The organism is Brevundimonas sp. BH3 (genome assembly GCF_045345115.1).
In the GTDB taxonomy this organism is placed as follows: Bacteria; Pseudomonadota; Alphaproteobacteria; order Caulobacterales; family Caulobacteraceae; genus Brevundimonas.
This window is the reverse complement of the sequence record NZ_CP150796.1, coordinates 845,876-865,138: the sequence shown is the minus strand read 5'-3', so window position 1 is coordinate 865,138 and position 19,263 is coordinate 845,876. Positions and strand designations below refer to the sequence as shown.

The window sequence follows — 19,263 nt, the reverse complement described above, 5'->3', positions numbered from 1 at the left end:
CAAACGGTCAGTACGGCGACTTACTGCTTGTAGATATTACCCTCACGCATGACGAACTTAACGTCACGCAGAACCGAAACATCCTGAAGCGGGTCACCGTCAACGGCGATAATGTCGGCATTATAGCCCGCCGTGATACGGCCGATCTCGTCTTGCAGACCAAAGTGGTCGGCCGCATTGATGGTGGCGGTGCGGATGGCTTCGATCGGGGTCAGACCGGCTTGGACCAGCAGTACGAACTCGCGGGCATTGTCACCGTGCGGGCCAACGCCGTTGTCGGTGCCGAACGCGATCTTCACACCGGCAGCGTGGGCGCGACGCGCCATGTCCAGCATCAGCGGACCGGCTTCCAGCGACTTCTTGCGCTGGTTGGCCGTGAAGAAGGTGCCCGGGCGCTGGGCTTCGCGGGCGACAAAATCACCAGCCAGCAGGGTCGGAACCAGATAGCCACCATTGGCCTTGAGCAGGCGGATACCTTCATTATCAAGGAAGGTGCCGTGCTCGATCGAGTCGCCACCGGCACGCAGGAAGCTGTTGATACCGTCCGTGCCGTGGGCGTGGGCGGTCACGCGGCGGCCCATGAAGTGGGCGGTTTCAACAATGGCGGCCAGCTCGTCATTGGAGAACTGCTGGTTCAGGCCCGCACCCGTGTCGGACAGAACGCCTCCGGTCGCCGTGATCTTGATGACATCAGCGCCCGAACGCACGCGCTCGCGCACAGCACGGCGGCAGTCGTCCGGTCCCGAGCAAACGCCCGTGGTACGCATCAGCGGCACCATGGATTCCGGCACGCCATTGGCATCGCCATGACCGCCATGCGGGGTCACCGTACCGGCCGAGGCCAGAATGCGCGGGCCGACAATACGACCCTGGGCCACAGCATTGCGCAGACCCACAACAGCGTCGGCATTGCCGCCCAGATCAGCCACCGTGGTAAAACCGGCCTCCAGCGTGATCTTGGCATATTGCGCACCGCGCAGTGCGGCATCGGCAGAAGTGCTGGTAAAGCGGGTGGCGCGATCACCATCGCCTTGCTGGCCGCCCAGATGGACGTGGCTATCGATAAAGCCCGGCAAGACAAACTTGTTCGAGAGGTCGACAACCGTACCCTCACCCACGAAACCGTCACGGATTTCCTTGACCTTGCCATCCTCGATCACCAGCGTCTGGCGCTCGGTCACGCGGCCCGTGGCCGGATCGGCCAGTACGCGACCGGCATGGATATAGGACACGTTCTGGGCCGCAGCAGCGCTGGCCGAAGCCATCAGTACGGCTGCCAGACCGAAGGCCCAGCTCTTCTTCAGGTTCAGTTTCATACTTCCTCCTCCGCGGTGCGAATGGCACCGCCCCCTAAACGGATACTCTAGACTTTCACGGCGCACTCAACCCCGCCGGAATACGGAAAATCGGGCCGGAGACGATTTGCGTCTCCGGCCTGAAACGGATCAGAACTTCTTAGTGACGGCTAGCGAGTAATAGCGGCCCAGCGTGTCATAGTTCTGGGCATCATAGGTGCCGCGAATATCGCCAACCTGAGGCGGAGCCTCGTTGAACAGATTGGTTACGGTAAAGCGCACAGACGTTTCCCATGGCAGATCGATACGGGCATTCATGTCGAACACATCATAGGCATCCACACCGCGCGTCGTGCTTTTGGGCGACGTTACGCGGGCCGAGTTCATCATCTCCGACATGTGCCTCCAGCGCAGGCCGACATTCCATGTGTCACGTGAATAGGTCAGGCTGGTCGAAGCCTTCCATTCGGGGTGGGCCTGACCGGCATTGGCCTCGATGGCCGTGCCCCATGTACCGGCATAGTCAAAGGTCGGCGCACCCGGCAGAGCCTGGATTTCGAAGCTGTCCAGATAGCTGATCGCCGAGCCGATGCTGATGCTGCCCGCTTCGGCCAGCCCTACGTCTGCCAGATGCAGACGCCAGTCCAGCTGGACATCGATACCGGTCACATTGAACTGGCCCAGGTTCAACAGCGGCTGGCGAGGATTGACCATATAGCCGTCATTGGTATTGCGATCCTGCAAGGTGCAATAATAGTTGTTCGGATCGAAGTTCGGGTTGTTGCCACCGTCATTGAAGCAATAACGGATCGCATTGCCGACGCCCAGCGTACCGACCGCATCGGCCACCTTGATCTGGTACCAGTCAATCGACGCCGAGATATTGCTCAACCACGGCGAGTGGAAGGTCGGCTGAAGTACCGTACCGAACGAATAGGTATCGGCCGTTTCTTCCTGAAGATCGGGGTTACCGCCGGTCAGAGCAAATACCTGTGCAGCCCCGAACTGGTAGCTGTCGATCAGGGCCGAAGGTACGCCCAGCGCGACGCACAGATCGGCGACCTTTTGCCCGTTCGGTCCTTGACGGAAGCTGGAGCGGACATCGCAGGGGTCGCCATTGGTATTGGCCGCTGACGGGTTGCCGATATCCACTGTCGCCGCCGAAATAGGCGAGTACAGCTCACCGACGCTGGGCGCACGCACGGCGCGGTTATAGCCGCCGCGAATACGCACAATGTCGTTGATTTGCCAGTTCACATCAGCCTTGTAGGCGTGAACTCCGCCCACCGAGCTATAGTCCGAGAAGCGATAGCCCAGATCCATTTCCAGCGACTGGATGAAGGGCAAGTCTTTCAGCAGCGGAACCAGAAACTCGGCAAAATACTCAGTGCTCTCCACATTGCCGGAAGAGGCGCGCAGTTCACTATAGCCAAGGATGTCGCTGGTGCCGTCCGGCTGGTCGAGAGCCGAGTCAGGACGGAAATCGAAATGGTTGTAGCGATAACCGATACCGGCGGCAAAACGCACCTCGCCCGCCGGAAGCTCGAACAGACCGCCCTGAACCGAGGCCTCGGCCATGCGCTGGGTCAGTTCGTTGGTGTTGGTTGTGCCGCGAACCATATAGTTCACGCATTCAGGCGACGGATCATGATTGCCGAACGGGTTGAAGCCACCCGCGCAGAACTCGGAACCGCCGGTCGGGCTATATAGCAAGCGCGTGATGGCCGAGCGGCTGACACCACCCGATTGCTTGTTCTCGAAGTCCGCCTTGGACACGCTGGCATAGGCTTCCCATGTCCAGTCCTTATAGCCCACCTGTCCGGTCAGACCGCCAATAAACTGGGACACATTATAGGCATAGGATTGCAGGCGCTCGCCTGCGAAATCCAGATCCTTCCACAGGGCGAAATCCGCCGTGGGGTTAGGGCGCGAGGCCAGAATATGGGCGAAGTCGTTGCTGATATAAGGATTGGTGACCGGTGCCGACAGGGCATAGGCCAGACCTGCCAGTGTCGGATTGAACGTACCCTCGGACTCATAGCTGGTCAGCGAGCCTTGCAGGTAGAAATCAATATTCGGCGTGAGTTGGTAATCCACGCGCGAGAACAGCGAATAACGCTCGTTCTCGTTCTGGATACGACCCTTGTTCCAGCCCCACAGCATGTTGGTGCCTGCGGCATTGAGGAAGTGGTTGTCGGTTTCCGGGTCCTTGAAGTTCATGACCGGTGAAGCGCCGCCTAGATTGAACAGGCTGTCATCGCCGGTATTGAAACCGATCTGGCCGTTATAGAAACCATCCGCCCCCAGTACGGGGTTCAGGCCGTAATCGCCGACAAAAACATCATTGACCGCTTCCAGCGTCGGACGGTTGCTGCCGAACCAGGCGGCACCTTGCGAAATGATGGCCGTATTCGATTGACGGTTACGGGTGAAATAATAGTCGCGCTTGTTCTGGTAGGCGACGTCGCGCATCGAGTAATCGAGCGAGATCACGGCGCGGCCGCGATCATCGGCAAAACGCTCGCCCGCGGTCACCGACAGGCGGAAGCTTTCACCATCGCCATAGTCGCTGATGCCATATTGCGAGGCGACGGTGACGCCCTGCACATCACGCTTGAGAATGAAGTTCACCACACCTGCGGTGGCATCCGAGCCATAGGCCGTCGAGGCCCCGCCGGTGATGACCTCGACATTGCCGATCAGAGCCTCGGGAATGATGTTCAGGTCGACCGAACCGTCAGGGTTCGACGGTTGCAGGCGCTTGCCGTCCAGCAGCAGCAAGGTGCGCTTGGAGCCAAGGCCGCGCAAGCTGGCATAGGCCTGACCGCCATTCAGCGAGGTCGAGGACGACCCTGCCGTGCTTTGGCCCTGTGCGCCGGAGAATTGCGGCATTTGGGTCAGGGCTTTTTCGACCGTGACCTGACCGGTGTTCTCGATCGTTTCAGATGTAACCGAGGTCAGCGGACTGTTCGAGGAATAGTCGCGGCGGGCAATGCGCGAACCGGTGACGACAATGTCGCTGACCTGTGTGGTCCCTGTATCATCACCGGGCGCAGGCGTGGCGTCTTGAGCAAAAGCCGCGCCCGCCGATAAGGCCGCATAAGCGCAGGCCCCGGCCAGCAAAACGCGACGAGTCTTCCGTGCCGTGTGAACTTGATCCCCGAGGCGCATCCGCGTCTCTCCCCTATGTAACAACCACAACAGTTCCCCGACGCAGATTCCCCTCCGCGCCATGACAAATATTCAATCGAAGAACATTGGAAGGCAAATTGAATCCAGAAAATGTTTTCTGTTTTTTTCGTCAAAAGATAAATTTTTGCCTTGTTTTTAACTTTTAGTTTCCAATGAAACGAAAAAATTTGCATAGCAAGTCACGGTTGTTTGAAAGGTCAAATATCTCGACAAGATTGAAAAAATGGCTATTTGCCGTTGAAAATTCTGCGATACGTCTTTTTTTCATTTTAAAATTCCGGCCAAGCTTAACGCCTTCCCCTGCGTCAGCGTCACGCTTGGCCCTTGCGAACGTGAAGCGCTCGGCAGATGATCTATGTATCTGCCGCCCTTTCCAAAGTGTCCGATGACCGAACTTCCCTCACCGCAAGACCCTTCGTCACCCTCCGCTCCCGCCCGTGTGGAAGGTCTGGTCGATCTGCTGACGGTGGAGACTCTGGACACTGACCTTTATCGCGGTATGCCGCTGCCGGGAGGGCGGGGCCGGGTCTATGGCGGTCAGGTCGTGGCGCAGGCGCTACAGGCCGCGCAAATGACGGTCGAGGGCCGCCCCTGCCACTCGCTGCATTGCTATTTCATGCGACCGGGCGAGGAAGGTAAGCCGATCATCTTCCGTGTGGCGCGCGACCATGACGGGCGTACCTTTGCCACCCGCCGCGTGATCGCCTCACAAAACGGCGAACCGATCCTGAACATGCTTCTATCGTTTCAGGTGCCCGAGGACGGTTTCGAGCATCAGGACACCATGCCCGAGGTCACGCCTCCCGAAGAACTGATCAGCGATGCCGAGCTGTGGCGGGCCAATGCCGAGCTTATTCCTGCGCCCCTGCGCGAACACCTGTTGCGCCCTCGCCCGCTGGAATTCCGCCATGTCTATGCGCGCAACCCGCTGGCTCCATTTGCCACCGAGCCGCGCCATGCCTCATGGTTCCGCACAGTGGCCCCCATTGGCGATGACCCAACCCTGCACCGTGCCGTACTGGCCTATGCCTCGGACATGACCCTGCTCAGCACCTGCGGCCTGCCCCACGCCATCAGCTATTTCGACAAACAGTTCCAGATTGCCAGCCTCGATCACGCCATCTGGTTCCACGAAAGCTTCCGTGCCGATGACTGGCTTCTGTATGTGACAGACAGTCCTTCGGCGTCGGGCGGACGCGGCTTTAATCGCGGACAGATTTTCAGCCGCGACGGCAAGCTGGTCGCCAGCGTTGCCCAAGAAGGCTTGATCCGCAAGCGTCAGCCCAAAGCCTAAATCGACACCCCTTCGATAAACCATTGTCATTCGGGGCGAGCCGCCCGTTTCGGTGCGATTATTCTCGCCTAACGCCACGATACCGCCTTGTTTCAAGCTTCACCTGTCCGCAGAGCATATCCTCTATCGCGTAACAGCATGGGCACGCAGCCAGATGCGAGTCATTCGCTAATAAATTTTAGCGATATTTTTCAAAGATTTACTAATTATTTAATCAATCAATCAGTTTTTTTGCATCGTTAACGTCAAATCGTTTGACAAAAAAACTGACATAACCTCAATCTCCCCCTCAATAAGAAAAACACACGAGGAGGGATCAATATGAGGTACTCGAACTGGCTGAAGTGCGGCGTCGTTATGGCTGCTGCGCTCGCTACCCCCGCTATGGCATCCACCGATGCCGCACAGGACGCCACGCAGGATCAGGCCGCTGCGGTTGCCGACATCGTCGTCACCGCACAGCGCCGGGAACAACGCCTGCAGGAAGTGCCGCTGGCTGTCAGCGCCTTCAGCATGGAATCGCTGGAAGACGGCAAGGTTGAAAGCCTGCTGAACCTTGACGGTAAGGTGCCCAACGTCGTTCTGGCCCCCGTCGGTGCCTATCCGTTCGCCAGTGCCTTCTATATCCGCGGTCTCGGCTATGCCGACGTGGAATCCAGCTTTGAACCGTCGGTCGGCGTCGAGCTGGACGGCGTCTACCTGTCGCGCAATGTGGGCGCGGTTCAGGACTTCTTCGATGTGGGCGGCATCACCATCCTGCGCGGTCCTCAAGGCACGCTGTATGGCCGCAACACCATTGGCGGCGTGGTCAGCGTCCAGTCGCGTCGCCCGTCCTTCGATTTCGGTGCCCGTGGCCAACTGACCTTCGGTTCGAACGGGCGTCAGGAACTGCGTGCCGGTGTCGAAGGTGCACTGATCGAAGACAAACTGGCAGGCAAATTCTCGCTGCTGGCCAAAACCTATGACGGCTACGTCAAAAACGAGGACGGTCGCGATCTGGGCGCACAGGATGTGCTGTCCATGCGTGGTGCCCTGACATGGCAGCCGACAGATACCTTCGATGCCACCCTTATCATCGACTACACCAAGGACGAAGGCACGGGCGCGGCATTCCAGAACGCTTCGCTGCCCAACATGGTCCTGCCGGGCTATGGTCAACCGGCCGATAATGACGGCGATCCGTTCCTCGCCCATATCGGCGACGACATCTTCTCGGATCTGGATGCTCTTGGCATCACCCTGAACGCCAATTGGGATCTGGGCGCGGTCAAGCTGACCTCGATCACCGGCTATCGCAAAACCGACACCGAAGTCCTCAGCGATTTCGATGCGACGCCGATCCCGTTCATGACCGTGCACCGTGATGAAACCCACGACCAGTTCAGCCAGGAACTGCGCCTGTCGTCGAACACTGAAGGCAAGCTGACCTATGTGGTCGGCGCCTATTACATGACGCAAGAATACGACATCGCTACAGGCCAGTACGGTCTGGTATTTGGTGGCCCGACCGCCGGTTCGACCATCTATACCCAGCAAAAGTCGGACTCGTGGGCCCTGTTCGGTCAGGCCGATTATGAAATCATTCCCAACCTGACGCTGACCGCCGGTGGCCGCTACAGCAAGGAAGAGAAGACCTTCACGACCCAACCGCTCTTCTATCCGAACGCGAAAACCTTTGATGCCAGCTTCGACGATTTCTCGCCGAAACTGGGGGTCAGCTACAAGTGGTCGGACACCCTGATGACCTATGCCCAGTATTCGCGCGGCTTCCGCGCGGGCGGGTTTAATGGTCGCGCCGGTTCGTTCGAAGCTGTCGGCCCGTATGATTCAGAAACCGTGGATTCGTACGAAATCGGCGTGAAGAGCGACCTGTTCAACCGCCGTCTACGGCTGAACGCCTCGATTTTCACCACCGACTACAAGGACATGCAGCAAAGCGTCCAGCAGTTGATCCCGGGCACCCTGATCAATCAGACCCTGGTCGCCAATGTCGGCGCTGCCACCATTTCGGGCTTTGAAGGCGAAGCCACCGCCCTGCTGACCGACGCCTTCACCGTCAGCGCCAGCATCGGCTATCTGGATGCGTCCTATGACGACTTCATGGCCAATCTGGGTGACGGTCTGGGCGTGATCGACCGCACCTATCTGCCGATGCCGTATGCGCCCAAATGGAGCAACAGCGTCACCTTCAACTATAAGCAGAACTACGAGTTCGGTCAGGTCACGGCTCAGGCCAGCGTGCGCCACATGTCGGATATGTTCACCAGCTTCAACACCCTGAATGCGACCAACGATCTAACCCTGCGTAAAGCCAACACCATTGTGGATGGCAGTGTGGCTCTGGAGCTGCCGGACGGCCGCTGGCGTGTCAGCCTGTGGGGCAAGAACCTGACGGACGAACTGGTGATCAACAACACGTTCGGTGTCGGGGCGCTGCTGGCCTCGCGGGTCTATCAGCCGCCGCGTGAAATCGGCGTCGACCTTAGCTTCACCTTCTAAGGCAAGGGGCCGGTGCTTGATGGCACCGGCCTCTTTCTTTTAACGCATACCATTGATAGATATATGATTTCTTCTTCCGACCTGATCGGTCGCGCCCGCGAACTTCTGCCGGTCGTCCAAAGCCGTGCCGCCCAGACCGAGGCCCTGCGCCGACCGCACGATGACAATATCAAAGACCTGATCGACGCCGGCATCATCCAGATGCTGGTCCCCGCCATCCGTGGCGGATCGGAATCCGACCTCAAAACCATGTATGAGGTGGTCGATACACTGGCTCAGGGTTGCATCTCGACCGCATGGATCGCCGCCTTCTATATTGGCCACAACCTGTATGCCGCCAAGCTGTCACCCAAGGCTCAGGACGAAGTGTTCGGTGACAAGGGCTATTGCCTGCTGCCCGCCGCTACAGCGCCGACCATGAAGGTAGAGGCCGTTGAAGGCGGCTGGAACATCAGCGGCCGCGCTCCCTGGGGTTCGGGCGTCATGCATGCCGACTGGGTGATGGTGTCGGGCATGACCCCCGACAAGACCCCGCGCAGCTTTGTCATGCCCGTCGCCGATGTCACGATCGACGATGTCTGGCACTTCACCGGCATGGCCGGGACGGGTTCCAACGACATTGTCGTCGATAATGTCTTTGTGCCGGATTATCGCTCCATCGACGGCGTAGCCCTGCGTCGGGGCGATACCGAAGGTACCGCCCTGCACGCCAATCCGATCTATAATATTCCCCTGGTTCCGATGGCCTATGCGACCATCGTACCCGTCCTGACCGGTGGCCTGAAGGGCGCGCTGAACGCGCTCGAAACCATTGTGGACCGCCGCGTCAGAAACTTCTCCGGCACCGTGGTCAAGGACCAGCAGCATACCCACATCACGCTGGGGGAAATGCAGATCGGCACCCAGGCCATCGACACACTGGGCCGCGCCCATATCGCCCGCACCGAGGCGCTCATCCAGTCCGGTTTCACCACCGACGACCGTATCTCGCTGAAAGGCTCGGCGGGCTATCTGGCCCGTAGCGGTCGTCTTTTGATGCAGGACATGATGGCCAATGCCGGATCGTCCAACTATCACCACGATCAACCGATCCAGCGCTTCTGGCGCGACCTGTCCACCGTGACCTCCCATGCCTTCTGGGACTGGGACATTGCACGCGAACAGGTCGGCCGTCGCCATTTCGGTCTGCCGATCAGCAACCCCATCGTCTAGGCGGATAACCTTATGGATAATGGGCACCACACCGGCATCACCGCACTGGCCGACCGCTTCATCGACGCCATCCAGCGCGGGGACATACAGGCCCTCAAGGACTGCTATCACCCCGATGCCCGTATCTGGCTGAACACGCTCGGAGAAGCCGTTGACCGCGACAGCAATGTCAAAACCCTCACCGGTTTTCTGGAGCGCACCTCATCGCGTGACTATCGCGACCGCAAGGTGCGCGTCACCGCCGACGGCTATGTGCAACAACATGTTCTTCATGCCACGCATGTAAGCGGCCCGCTTCTGATCCTGCCGGCCGTCCTGATCTGCACGGTTGAGGATAACCGGATTATCCGGCTGGAAGAGTTTTTCGATTCTGCCCCATTACAAGCCTGGCGCGCCCGGGCCACGGCCAGCGCCTGATGCGCAGCCTGTTGTCAGTTTTTACCATAGGAGACTGCGGATGACCGCTGCCTCGCTTACTCCCTCAACCAAGACCGGCACCTCGTCGCGCTATGCGATCTATGTCGTGCTGGTTCTGATGCTGGCCTATATGCTGTCCTTCATGGATCGCGTTCTGATCAGTTTGATGATCGACCCGATCCGTGCGGACCTTGGTCTTGGCGACACACAGGTCGGCCTTCTGGTCGGCTTTGGTTTTGTGCTGCTCTATTCGATCATGGGCATACCCTTCGGCGCGATGGCCGATAGCGGCAACCGTCGCAACCTGATCATATTCGGGGTTTTGGGTTGGAGCGCCGCCACAGCCGTCAGCGGTTTTGCTGCCGGTTTCATGACGCTTTTGGCCGCCCGTGCGATGGTGGGCATCGGCGAGGCCACATTATCGCCTGCCGCCTATTCCACCATTGCCGACCGTTTCGAGAAGAAGCGGCTGGGCTTTGCCGTCAGCCTCTACAATATGGGCGTGTCGCTGGGTGGCGGCGTGGCCATGCTGTTTGGCGGTATGCTGGTGGGCTGGGCCATGAAGACCTCGGTGCCGTTGCCGTGGGGTGAGTTGACCGGCTGGCGCCTGGCCTTTGTGGCAGTAGGTTTGCTGGGTATTCCGCTGGCCATCCTAATGGGCCTGACCGTCCGTGAAGCCCCGCGCCGTCGCGGCAATGTCAAAGCCCCGCCGCTGAGCGCCGTATTCGAGCTGGCCAAGAGCCACAAACTGGCCTTTGGCGGTGTCATCATCGGCTATTCCATTCTGGTGATTGCGGCCTACGGGGCCATGCTGTGGGCTCCGGCCCACTTTGCCCGCGCCCATGCCATGCCGCCCGCCCAACTGGGTCTGGCTTTCGGCATCATCATCGGCGTTTTCGGCACCATTGGTCTGGCCATTGGTGGTGTTCTCTCCGACCGCTCAGCCAAGAAAGGCCACGCCGATGCGCCGGTGCGTATCGTTCTGGGCGCAGCCATCATCCAGTTCCCGCTGCTGCTGGGCGGTTATCTGGTCAACGACACCAATATTGCGCTGGTGCTGATCGCTGCCGGTATGGCCACCGTCTCGACCATTGGCGGCCTTCAAGCCGGTACGCTGCAAATCCTGACGCCCGCATCGATGCGCGGCCGTATGACCGCCATCTATCTGCTGGTCGCCAATATGGCCGGTATGGGTCTTGGCCCGCTGATCACCGGCTATATCAGCGAGCATTTCTTTGAAGGCCCAAGCAGCCTCGGCAAGGCTCTGGCCGTTGTGACGGCTGTGTCTCTGGTTGTCGGCGTTGGCGTGATCCTGATCGCGCGCAAGGCCATCATTGCCGCCGTCCACGACAATGACCGCAAGGAAGCGGCGGCTGCTGCCGAAGCCGCCTTGGCCCAAGGCTGAACCTTCTGCTCAAGCGACAACCAAAAACCCCCGCCGGAGCGATCCGGCGGGGGTTTTCTTATAGAACTCAGCCTGCGGCCTGTTCCCAGTATTTATCGCGAATCAACCGCTTATAGAGCTTGCCCGTATCGTGGCGCGGCAACTCTGCCATGAAATCATACTGGCGCGGCACCTTGATCCCCGACAGGGACGTGCGCGCCCAGGCCTGAAGCTCGGCGGCAAAATCGTCATTGGCATCATCCCAGTTTGCGGGCTGGACCACCGCCACCACACGCTCGCCCATTTCCGGGCATGGCGCACCGATAACTGCCACGTCCGCTACCTTGGGGTGGCCGATCAGGTGGTTCTCAATCTCCTGCGGATAGATGTTCACTCCGCCTGAAATGATCATGAAGCTCTTGCGGTCGGTCAGGAACAGATAGCCGTCTTCATCCAGTCGCCCGACATCGCCCAGCGTCGTCCAGCCCTTGGCGTGATAGGCACCCGCCGTCTTTTCAGGGGCGTTGTGATATTCGAACGGGTGATCGCCTTCAAAATAGACATTGCCGATCTCGTTGGCGGCCAGTTCAACGCCGTCATCATCGCAGATATGCACGACGCAGAAGTTCGCCTTGCCCACCGAGCCGGGCTTTTTCAGCCATTCGTGCGAGTTGATAATGGTCATGCCATTACCCTCGGTGCCTGCGTAATATTCCACAAGGATGGGGCCGAACCAGTCGATCATCGCCTTTTTGACCGGCACAGGGCACGGGGCCGAGGCATGGATGGCCAGTTTCAGGCTCGAAACATCATATTTGGCGCGCACCTCGTCGGGCAGTTTCAGCATACGGATGAAATGGGTCGGCACCCATTGGCTGTGCGTCACGCGATAGTGGTCGATGGCGGCCAGAGCGGCTTCGGCATCGTATTTTTCCATCACCACGACCGTGCCGCCCAGATGCTGGATCGCCATCGACCAGCGCAGCGGGGCCGCATGATAGAGCGGTGCCGGACACAGATAGACGCTGTCCTCATTGGCTTCGAAGCGGGTCTTGGCCACCACAGTCGTCATCGGCATGGCGGTGATATCGCCATTGGCGGGCAGTTCGGGACGGATGCCCTTGGGACGCCCTGTTGTGCCCGACGAATACAACATTTCGCCGCCAGCAATCTCGTCGGCGATACGCTCCGCAGGCATAGCCGAGGTCGCCTCTTCCCACGACCTGAAGCCCTCGACGGCACCGCCAATGGTGAACAAGCACAGGTCCGAAAGTTTTGAAGCCAGACTGCCGGTATTTTCCAGATTGGCACCGGCCACAACCACCTTCGCGCCGCTGTCGCGGGCGATGTATTCTACCTCTTCCAGCGTCAGGCGCGACGACAGGGCGACAAAATACAGGCCGGAACGTTGCGCCGCCCACGCCACCGAGAAATAGGCCGGGATATTGGGCAGATAGGCCGCCACCGCATCGCCTGCCTTCAGCCCCAACGACCTGAACAGTTGCGCGGCACGGTTGCTGTCGGCCTCCATCTCGCCAAAGGTCAGACGCTCGCCGCTGGTGGCCATAATGACCGCAGGCTTGTCGGGGGTGAGACGTGCATAATAGCTGGGATGCATGATCAGGCTCTGGTGTGCAAAACGGTTGAACAGATCGACCGCGCAGGAGAGAGGCTGCTCTCAGGATCACACGCCCGCCGCACCCGTCATCAACGAGTCCCTGCATTCGCCCCTGTTCCTGATGGCGTCCCTCCCCGGAGCGCCCGCAATGGATCCGCGCTTGTCACGCGGGATGTCGTCGGCAAGGTTTGGTCCTTGCGCATATGACATCGTCATTTTGTCAATTAATTTGCCAATATCAACAGATGATTGTGCTTTGGCATTGACGAACCCGCTTAAAATTATTGTAAGATAAATTGACGTTCTGGAGTGTTTGATTTGACCGACACCACACTGACAGCCCCTGCCACTGCCGCTTCTAAAGGCGCACTGGACGGTATCCGCGTTGTTGAAATGGGCCAGCTGATCGCCGGTCCCTTCTGCGGTCAGCTGCTCGGCGACATGGGTGCCGAGGTGGCCAAGCTGGAATCGCCGGGTATCGGTGATCCGATGCGTCACTGGGGTCAGGGCGAAATTCCCACATGGTGGCGCGTGATTGCCCGCAACAAATATTCCGTCGCTGTCGATCTGCGCTCCGAGGAAGGTCAGCAGACCGCCCGCGACCTGATCGCCAAGGCCGACATCCTGATCGAGAATTTCCGCCCCGGCACACTGGAAAAATGGAACCTGAACCCTGCCGATCTAATGGCCGCCAATCCGGGCCTGATCATCGTGCGTGTGTCCGGTTACGGCCAGACCGGTCCCTATGCTTCGCGGGCCGGTTTTGGCGGTATCGGCGAAGCCATGGGCGGCTGGCGTGCGATTGTCGGCGAACCCGACCGCGCCCCGTCGCGCATGGGCGTTTCCATCGGCGATACGCTGGCGGCCACATATGGCTGTATGGGCGCTCTGGCGGCGCTAGAAGCCCGCCGCAAGACCGGTCGCGGCCAGATCGTGGACAGCACCCTTTATGAAAGCGTGCTTCAGGTCATGGAAAGTCTGGTGCCGGAATATGCCATCAACGGGCATAAGCGCACCCGCACCGGCTCTGTCCTACCCAAGATTGCCCCGTCCAATGTCTATCCCTGCTCAGACGGCGAATATCTGATCGGGGCCAATCAGGACGCGGTGTTTGCCCGTCTGGCTCAGGCCATGGGCCAACCGGAACTGGCGACCGATGTGCGCTATGCCACCCATCTGGCACGCGGCGAACATCAGACCGAACTGGACAGGATTGTCGGCGACTGGACCTCCACCCTCAAGGTGCAGGAACTTGAAGACCTGATGATCGAATATGCGGTGCCTGCCGGTCGCGTTTACGACGCCGAGGACATGATGAACGATCCGCATTTTGCCGCCCGCGAAGCCATTGTGCGGGTACCGGATGCCGTTCTGGGCGAGGTACCGATGCAGAACACCTTCCCGCGCCTGTCCGAGACTCCCGGCTCTATTCGCCGCCCTGCCCCGCTGGAAGTGGGTCAGGATACAGCTGAAATCCTCCAGCGCTGGTTGTCGCGCTAACCTTTTTCTCCCGAAACGTCCTCGTATGAGGCGGTTCCCCTAGCCCCGCCGGTCCCCATCCGGCGGGGATTTTTTATGGCCTTTCAATAGATTATATAAACGCCTGCTTAGGTTGCCGTCATTATCAAACCTTGTGTTGACAGGGCCGCTTGCTGTCGAAATATTGTCAATAGATTTGACGTTATTCCGATATTGAATCGGCCGGAGTTTTCACCTGATGCGTATTACCCAAGGCCTCGTCCGCGCCCTTGTGACGGCCCCTGACCGTATCGCCACCATTGATGGCGACCGTCAGCGGACATGGCGCGAAGTGGGTGATCGCGTGGCCCGCTTTGCCGGTGGCTTGCAAACACAGGCTAAGATGCAGACCGGCGACCGTGTCGCCATTCTAGCGCACAATTGCGACCTGTATTTCGAAGCCTATTTCGCCATCCTTTGGGCCGGTGGCGTCCTGACGCCAATGAATACGCGACTGGCCACGGCCGAGCTGTCATTCCAGCTCAAGGATGCCGGTGTCGAAACCCTGCTTTACGGCCGCGAGTTTGCTGCCGTTGCCGAACAGCTGCTGGCCGAAGGAGCCGTCAAACGCCTGATTGCCATGGATGGCGACGCCGCCCTTCAGGGCAGCCTGACACAGGAAGGCCTGATCGCCACCTCGGATCCGGCCATCGAACATCTGGCCGGCAACAATGATCTGGCCGGTATCTTCTATACGGGCGGCACAACGGGTCTGCCCAAGGGCGTCATGCTCAGCCACGGCAATCTGCACGCCATTGCCTCCAATCTTTTGATGACCATTCCGTTCGATGAAACCGGCGTCAATTTCCACGCCGCGCCGATGTTCCATCTGGCCGATATCGGCATTCTGTTTGCGACCATGTGCGGCGCCACCCACGTCTTCCGCCGCAGTTTCAATGCTGAAACCATGCTGGAAGCGATTGCCGCCCACGGCGTCACCCACTGCTTTACTGTGCCCGCGGTCATTGACCGTATGGCCAAGTACGAAAAGCTGGCCGAACTGGACCTGTCGCGCCTGCAAATGCTGGGCTATGGTGGCTCGTCCTTGCCTGCAGCGACACTGGCACTGGCGCGGGCCAAATTCCCCGGTATCAAATTCATTCAGGGCTTCGGTCAGACCGAGATGGCATCAGTGACCGCCCTGTCCCCGCGCGATCACGAATGTGAAGACAACCATCCGCGTCTGCGTTCGTGCGGGAAGATGGCCCCCGGTTTCGAAATCCGTATCGTCGATGACGAAGGCAATGAAGTGCCGCGCGGCACGATCGGCGAGATCGTCGGCCGTGGCGATAACGTCATGCTGGGCTACTGGAACCGCCCCGAAGAGACTGCCGATGTCATGCGCAACGGCTGGCTGCACACTCGCGATGCGGGTTGGATGGACGAAGAAGGCTATGTCTATATCACCGACCGCCTGAAGGACATGATCGTGTCAGGTGCCGAGAACGTCTATTCCATCGAGGTCGAGAACGCCCTGTCATGGCACCCTGCCGTCGAGGAAAGTGCCGTCATCGGCGTGCCGGACGCAGTCTGGGGCGAGCGTGTTCACGCCGTCATCGTCTGTAAGGATGGCGCGAACCAGCCCACCTTTGAAGAACTGGTCGCCTTCTGCCGCGAACGTATTGCGGGCTACAAAACCCCCAAAAGCATCAGTTTCCGCAATGAGCGCCTGCCGCGCAGTGCGGCGGGCAAGATCCAAAAAAACCCCGTCCGCAACGCTGTACTGGCCGAACTGGACAAGGCCTAAAAACAAAGAAGGCGGGAAGTGATCTTCCCGCCTTTTTCATATCCGTAGTCCAGCAGCGCCCTAGACGTCGTCGGGCGCTCGCGGTTGCGGTGCGGGCGTTGCCGAAAAGCGCGGCGCAGGTGCAGGCTGCACCACACCGTTCAGCTCGATAAAGGCTTTGCGCTGGACATTGTGCGGGTGCTGCGGGGCCTCGGTAAAGGACAGAACCGGCGCAAAACAGGCATCCGTGCCTTCTAGCAGGGCGCACCATTCGGCGCGAGTTTTAGAGCGGAAAATATCCGTCAGAATGGCGCGGCGCTGTTCTATGCCATCCACCCCGTCCTGATCCTCGAACAGGGCATCGCCCTTCAGGCCGGTGACTTCCAGAAGCTTGTTATAGAAGGGCTTCTCGATCGAACCGATGGCCACATGCTGGCCGTCTGAAGTCTCGTAGGTGTCGTAATAGGGCGCGCCCGTATCGAGATAGTTGACACCGCGTTCGTCCTTCCACAGACCCTGACCTCTAAAGCCCCAAATCATGCCCATCAACAGCGATGCGCCATCGGTCATGGCACAGTCGATGACCTGCCCCTTTCCGGTGCGCTGGGCCGACAAAATGCCCGCCAGCATGCCAAAGGCCATCATCATGCCGCCACCGCCGAAATCGCCGACCATATTGATCGGCGGGGTCGGTTTTTCACCAGCGCGGCCAAAGGCGTTCAGCGCGCCGGTAATAGCGATATAGTTGATGTCGTGGCCTGCCGCCTTGGCCAGCGGACCTTCCTGCCCCCAGCCGGTCATACGGCCATAGACCAGACGCGGATTATCATTCAGCAGTACGTCCGGCCCCAGACCCAGACGCTCCATCACCCCCGGCCGATAGCCCTCGATCACACCGTCCGCCGTGGCGATCAGTTCGCGGGCCAACTGGCGGCCTTCATCGGTTTTCAGGTCCAGTTCCACGCGGCGGCGCGAGCGCGCCAGCACATCGGCAGGGTCCGGCCTGGTGCCTTTACGGGCAATGCGGATCACCTCGGCCCCGTGGTCGGCCAGCATCATGCCCGCGAACGGCCCCGGTCCAATCCCTTCCATCTCGATGATCCGCAGACCTTCGAGAGCTCCGCCTGAAACCGATTGCGACATGACTATCTCCCGTCCTGATACTTCAGGAACGGTGATCGGACGCGCGACCGATGTTGTCAATAAATTTGACTTAAAACTAAATGCCCTGATGGCCGATGAAGTTTTGCAAACCGGCTTTCAAGGATTCGAAATCTTTGACGCCCATCGCCGTTTCCAGCTCTCTTTCCATGTCCCGAAGCACCTTTTTCGCGTCCTCCCGGATGGCTTCCGATTCAGGGGTAAAACGCACGATCCGTGCACGGCGGTCATCGGGGTCAGGCACCACTTCGATCAGCTTGTCTTTTTCCAGTTCGGTCAGGAACTGGCTCATAGCCTGACGCGAAACGCCCAGATTGTCGGCCATGCGCGAAGCCCGCGTTTCGCCATTGGCGATATTGGCCAGAATCAGGGATTGCGAACGGCCTCTGCGCCCCCAGCCCAGCGCCTCGAGGCGAACCTGTAACTGCTCGTCGAACCAGTAGAGGGTCCGTACAAGATCAAGCATGAGAAGTTGGCTGGTCATGCCCCCTTATAGGGGCAGGTCTGGCGTATCGGTAATCCTTTAAAGCTTCGATGACAGAGTTTTTTAGTCAAGTAACTTGACATATAGCATCATTCCCTGAAATCCTGTCTCCAGTTGAGGGAGGATTGAACATGACGGGTGAAAAGCTCGCCGACCGCCGCATTCCAAAGGGTGACGATTTTCTACCGCCCGAAGAGGTTGCAGCTCTGACCCCGCAGGAACTCCTGAACCGGATCAAGGCTTTGCAGCCACTGATTGCATCGCAATCTGCCGAGGCCGAAACCTTGCGCCGCCCCACCGACGAAGTGTGGAACGCCCTGCGTGCGACCGGCTATTTCTACATCTATGTGCCGCGTATTTTCGGTGGTCTGGAGTTCGATCCCGACACCTATATCGACACGACGCTGGCCATCTGCGAGGCCTGTCCATCGGTTGGCTGGACGGCCAGTTTCGCCGCCGAACACAACTGGCTTCTGGCCCAGTATCCTGAAGAAACCCAGAAAGAAGTCTGGGGCCAGACCCCCTATATCATCGCCCCCAGCGTCGCGGCTCCTCCGGGCAAGACCGTGCGCGTGGAGGGCGGTTACCAGATTTCTGGTCGCTGGAAATTCGGCACCGTCGTCATGCACGCCGACTGGGTGATGCTGAATGCCATGGAAGACATGGGCGAAGGCAAGCCGCCCATGGTGCGTATGATGCTGACCCGCGCCGAAAACGTCGAGGTTATCGACACCTGGCATATGAGCGGCATGGCCGCCACCGGTTCCAACGACATCGTGGCCAAGGACCTGTTCATCCCCGAAGACTATGCGTTTGAACTGCTGCCGGTACGGACCGGTCGCGGCAATGGCGGCAAGGTGCACAAGAACCCACTCTATAGCGCGCCCATGCTACCGCAACTTTGCGTCACCGCCGCCCTGCCATCGGTCGGTGCCGCCAAGGCCGCCGTCAAACTGGCCAAGGATCGTCTCAGCCTGCACACCAAGATGGGGGGCCAGTCCTCGCAGGTGGAAAAACCGGCGGCCCAGATGCGTCTGGCCCGTGCCGATCTGATGGTGCGTTCGGCAGAACTTCTGATCCGTGAAAGCGCCCGCGAGAACCTGACACTCAACGCCCTGAGCGATGAAGATCAACTGAGCGAACGTATCCGTATCCGCGCCCAGATCGCCTATGCCGTGCAACAGTGCCGCGATGCCGTGCGCACCTGCTGCGAAGCCTCCGGCTCGGGCATCTACCACCTCGATAATCCGCTCCAGCGTCTGGCCCGCGACATCGAGGTTATGGCCAGCCACATCGTCTATGACATGGACGTTTCTACCGAACTTCACGGCCGTTCGATGGTGGGCCTTGCCCCCAACTCGGCCCTGACCTGAAATCCCCGAAACGCGACGACCAGTAGCGTATTAGTAAGCTTGATCCCTAACTTCAGGAGGCTCGCAAGAGCCTCCTTTTTTATGGCACTC

Annotated in this window: 13 protein-coding genes; 8 read left to right on the top strand and 5 right to left on the bottom strand. The window is 59.4% G+C overall.

Translation table 11 applies throughout. The features are described from left to right. Nucleotides 1-20 precede the first annotated feature (20 nt). Both WEU32_RS04125 and WEU32_RS04120 read right to left on the bottom strand, forming a co-directional pair. Nucleotides 21-1,316, bottom strand: coding sequence for an amidohydrolase family protein (locus WEU32_RS04125; RefSeq protein ID WP_312135419.1), 1,296 nt, complete (start codon nt 1,314-1,316; stop codon nt 21-23). Nucleotides 1,317-1,445: 129 nt separating this feature from the next. Next, complete coding sequence (locus WEU32_RS04120; protein WP_406852972.1) at nt 1,446-4,466, bottom strand: TonB-dependent receptor domain-containing protein; 3,021 nt, start codon at nt 4,464-4,466, stop codon at nt 1,446-1,448. A gap of 406 nt (nt 4,467-4,872) precedes the next feature. Here WEU32_RS04120 and WEU32_RS04115 point away from each other — a divergent pair, with 406 nt between their 5' ends. The 5 genes from WEU32_RS04115 to WEU32_RS04095 all read left to right on the top strand — a co-directional run bounded on the left by WEU32_RS04115 (nt 4,873) and on the right by WEU32_RS04095 (nt 11,314). Continuing rightward, nucleotides 4,873-5,781 (top strand): acyl-CoA thioesterase II, encoded by a 909-nt coding sequence (locus WEU32_RS04115; protein WP_312135416.1) that lies wholly within the window; start codon nt 4,873-4,875, stop codon nt 5,779-5,781. Nucleotides 5,782-6,102: 321 nt separating this feature from the next. Continuing rightward, nucleotides 6,103-8,280, top strand: a complete 2,178-nt coding sequence (locus WEU32_RS04110; protein ID WP_312815639.1) for a TonB-dependent receptor — start codon at nt 6,103-6,105, stop codon at nt 8,278-8,280. A gap of 63 nt (nt 8,281-8,343) precedes the next feature. Then, entirely contained in the window at nt 8,344-9,492 is a 1,149-nt protein-coding gene (locus tag WEU32_RS04105) for a hypothetical protein (RefSeq protein ID WP_406852971.1), read from the top strand. A gap of 12 nt (nt 9,493-9,504) precedes the next feature. Next, nucleotides 9,505-9,909, top strand: coding sequence for a nuclear transport factor 2 family protein (locus WEU32_RS04100; RefSeq protein WP_406852970.1), 405 nt, complete (start codon nt 9,505-9,507; stop codon nt 9,907-9,909). A gap of 40 nt (nt 9,910-9,949) precedes the next feature. Next, nucleotides 9,950-11,314, top strand: a complete 1,365-nt coding sequence (locus WEU32_RS04095) for a spinster family MFS transporter (protein WP_406852969.1) — start codon at nt 9,950-9,952, stop codon at nt 11,312-11,314. Nucleotides 11,315-11,381: 67 nt separating this feature from the next. Here WEU32_RS04095 and WEU32_RS04090 read toward each other — a convergent pair whose 3' ends face one another. Further along, nucleotides 11,382-12,911: an acyl-CoA synthetase gene (locus WEU32_RS04090; protein ID WP_406852968.1), complete on the bottom strand. Its 1,530-nt coding sequence runs from the start codon at nt 12,909-12,911 to the stop codon at nt 11,382-11,384. A gap of 318 nt (nt 12,912-13,229) precedes the next feature. Between WEU32_RS04090 and WEU32_RS04085 the strand changes: the two genes are divergently transcribed. Both WEU32_RS04085 and WEU32_RS04080 read left to right on the top strand, forming a co-directional pair. Then, entirely contained in the window at nt 13,230-14,411 is a 1,182-nt protein-coding gene (locus WEU32_RS04085) for a CaiB/BaiF CoA transferase family protein (RefSeq protein ID WP_406852967.1), read from the top strand. A 217-nt stretch (nt 14,412-14,628) separates the two neighbouring features. Next, nucleotides 14,629-16,176: an acyl-CoA synthetase gene (locus WEU32_RS04080; RefSeq protein WP_406852966.1), complete on the top strand. Its 1,548-nt coding sequence runs from the start codon at nt 14,629-14,631 to the stop codon at nt 16,174-16,176. A gap of 60 nt (nt 16,177-16,236) precedes the next feature. Here WEU32_RS04080 and WEU32_RS04075 read toward each other — a convergent pair whose 3' ends face one another. Both WEU32_RS04075 and WEU32_RS04070 read right to left on the bottom strand, forming a co-directional pair. Beyond that, nucleotides 16,237-17,298, bottom strand: a complete 1,062-nt coding sequence (locus WEU32_RS04075) for a CaiB/BaiF CoA transferase family protein (RefSeq protein WP_406852965.1) — start codon at nt 17,296-17,298, stop codon at nt 16,237-16,239. 76 nt (nt 17,299-17,374) lie between these two features. Then, on the bottom strand, nt 17,375-17,800 hold the full coding sequence (locus WEU32_RS04070) for a MarR family transcriptional regulator (RefSeq protein WP_312135405.1): 426 nt from the start codon (nt 17,798-17,800) through the stop codon (nt 17,375-17,377). Between the two features lie 131 nt (nt 17,801-17,931). Here WEU32_RS04070 and WEU32_RS04065 point away from each other — a divergent pair, with 131 nt between their 5' ends. Continuing rightward, nucleotides 17,932-19,173, top strand: a complete 1,242-nt coding sequence (locus WEU32_RS04065; protein ID WP_406852964.1) for an acyl-CoA dehydrogenase family protein — start codon at nt 17,932-17,934, stop codon at nt 19,171-19,173. Nucleotides 19,174-19,263 lie beyond the last annotated feature (90 nt).

Excerpts from the sequence above, each read along its gene's own strand:
- WEU32_RS04125 (WP_312135419.1), bottom strand. The coding sequence starts at position 1,316 with ATGAAACTGAACCTGAAGAAGAGCTGGGCCTTCGGTCTGGCAGCCGTA.
- WEU32_RS04120 (WP_406852972.1), bottom strand. The coding sequence starts at position 4,466 with ATGCGCCTCGGGGATCAAGTTCACACGGCACGGAAGACTCGTCGCGTT.
- WEU32_RS04115 (WP_312135416.1), top strand. The coding sequence starts at position 4,873 with ATGACCGAACTTCCCTCACCGCAAGACCCTTCGTCACCCTCCGCTCCC.
- WEU32_RS04110 (WP_312815639.1), top strand. The coding sequence starts at position 6,103 with ATGAGGTACTCGAACTGGCTGAAGTGCGGCGTCGTTATGGCTGCTGCG.
- WEU32_RS04105 (WP_406852971.1), top strand. The coding sequence starts at position 8,344 with ATGATTTCTTCTTCCGACCTGATCGGTCGCGCCCGCGAACTTCTGCCG.
- WEU32_RS04100 (WP_406852970.1), top strand. The coding sequence starts at position 9,505 with ATGGATAATGGGCACCACACCGGCATCACCGCACTGGCCGACCGCTTC.
- WEU32_RS04095 (WP_406852969.1), top strand. The coding sequence starts at position 9,950 with ATGACCGCTGCCTCGCTTACTCCCTCAACCAAGACCGGCACCTCGTCG.
- WEU32_RS04090 (WP_406852968.1), bottom strand. The coding sequence starts at position 12,911 with ATGCATCCCAGCTATTATGCACGTCTCACCCCCGACAAGCCTGCGGTC.
- WEU32_RS04080 (WP_406852966.1), top strand. The coding sequence starts at position 14,629 with ATGCGTATTACCCAAGGCCTCGTCCGCGCCCTTGTGACGGCCCCTGAC.
- WEU32_RS04075 (WP_406852965.1), bottom strand. The coding sequence starts at position 17,298 with ATGTCGCAATCGGTTTCAGGCGGAGCTCTCGAAGGTCTGCGGATCATC.
- WEU32_RS04070 (WP_312135405.1), bottom strand. The coding sequence starts at position 17,800 with ATGACCAGCCAACTTCTCATGCTTGATCTTGTACGGACCCTCTACTGG.
- WEU32_RS04065 (WP_406852964.1), top strand. The coding sequence starts at position 17,932 with ATGACGGGTGAAAAGCTCGCCGACCGCCGCATTCCAAAGGGTGACGAT.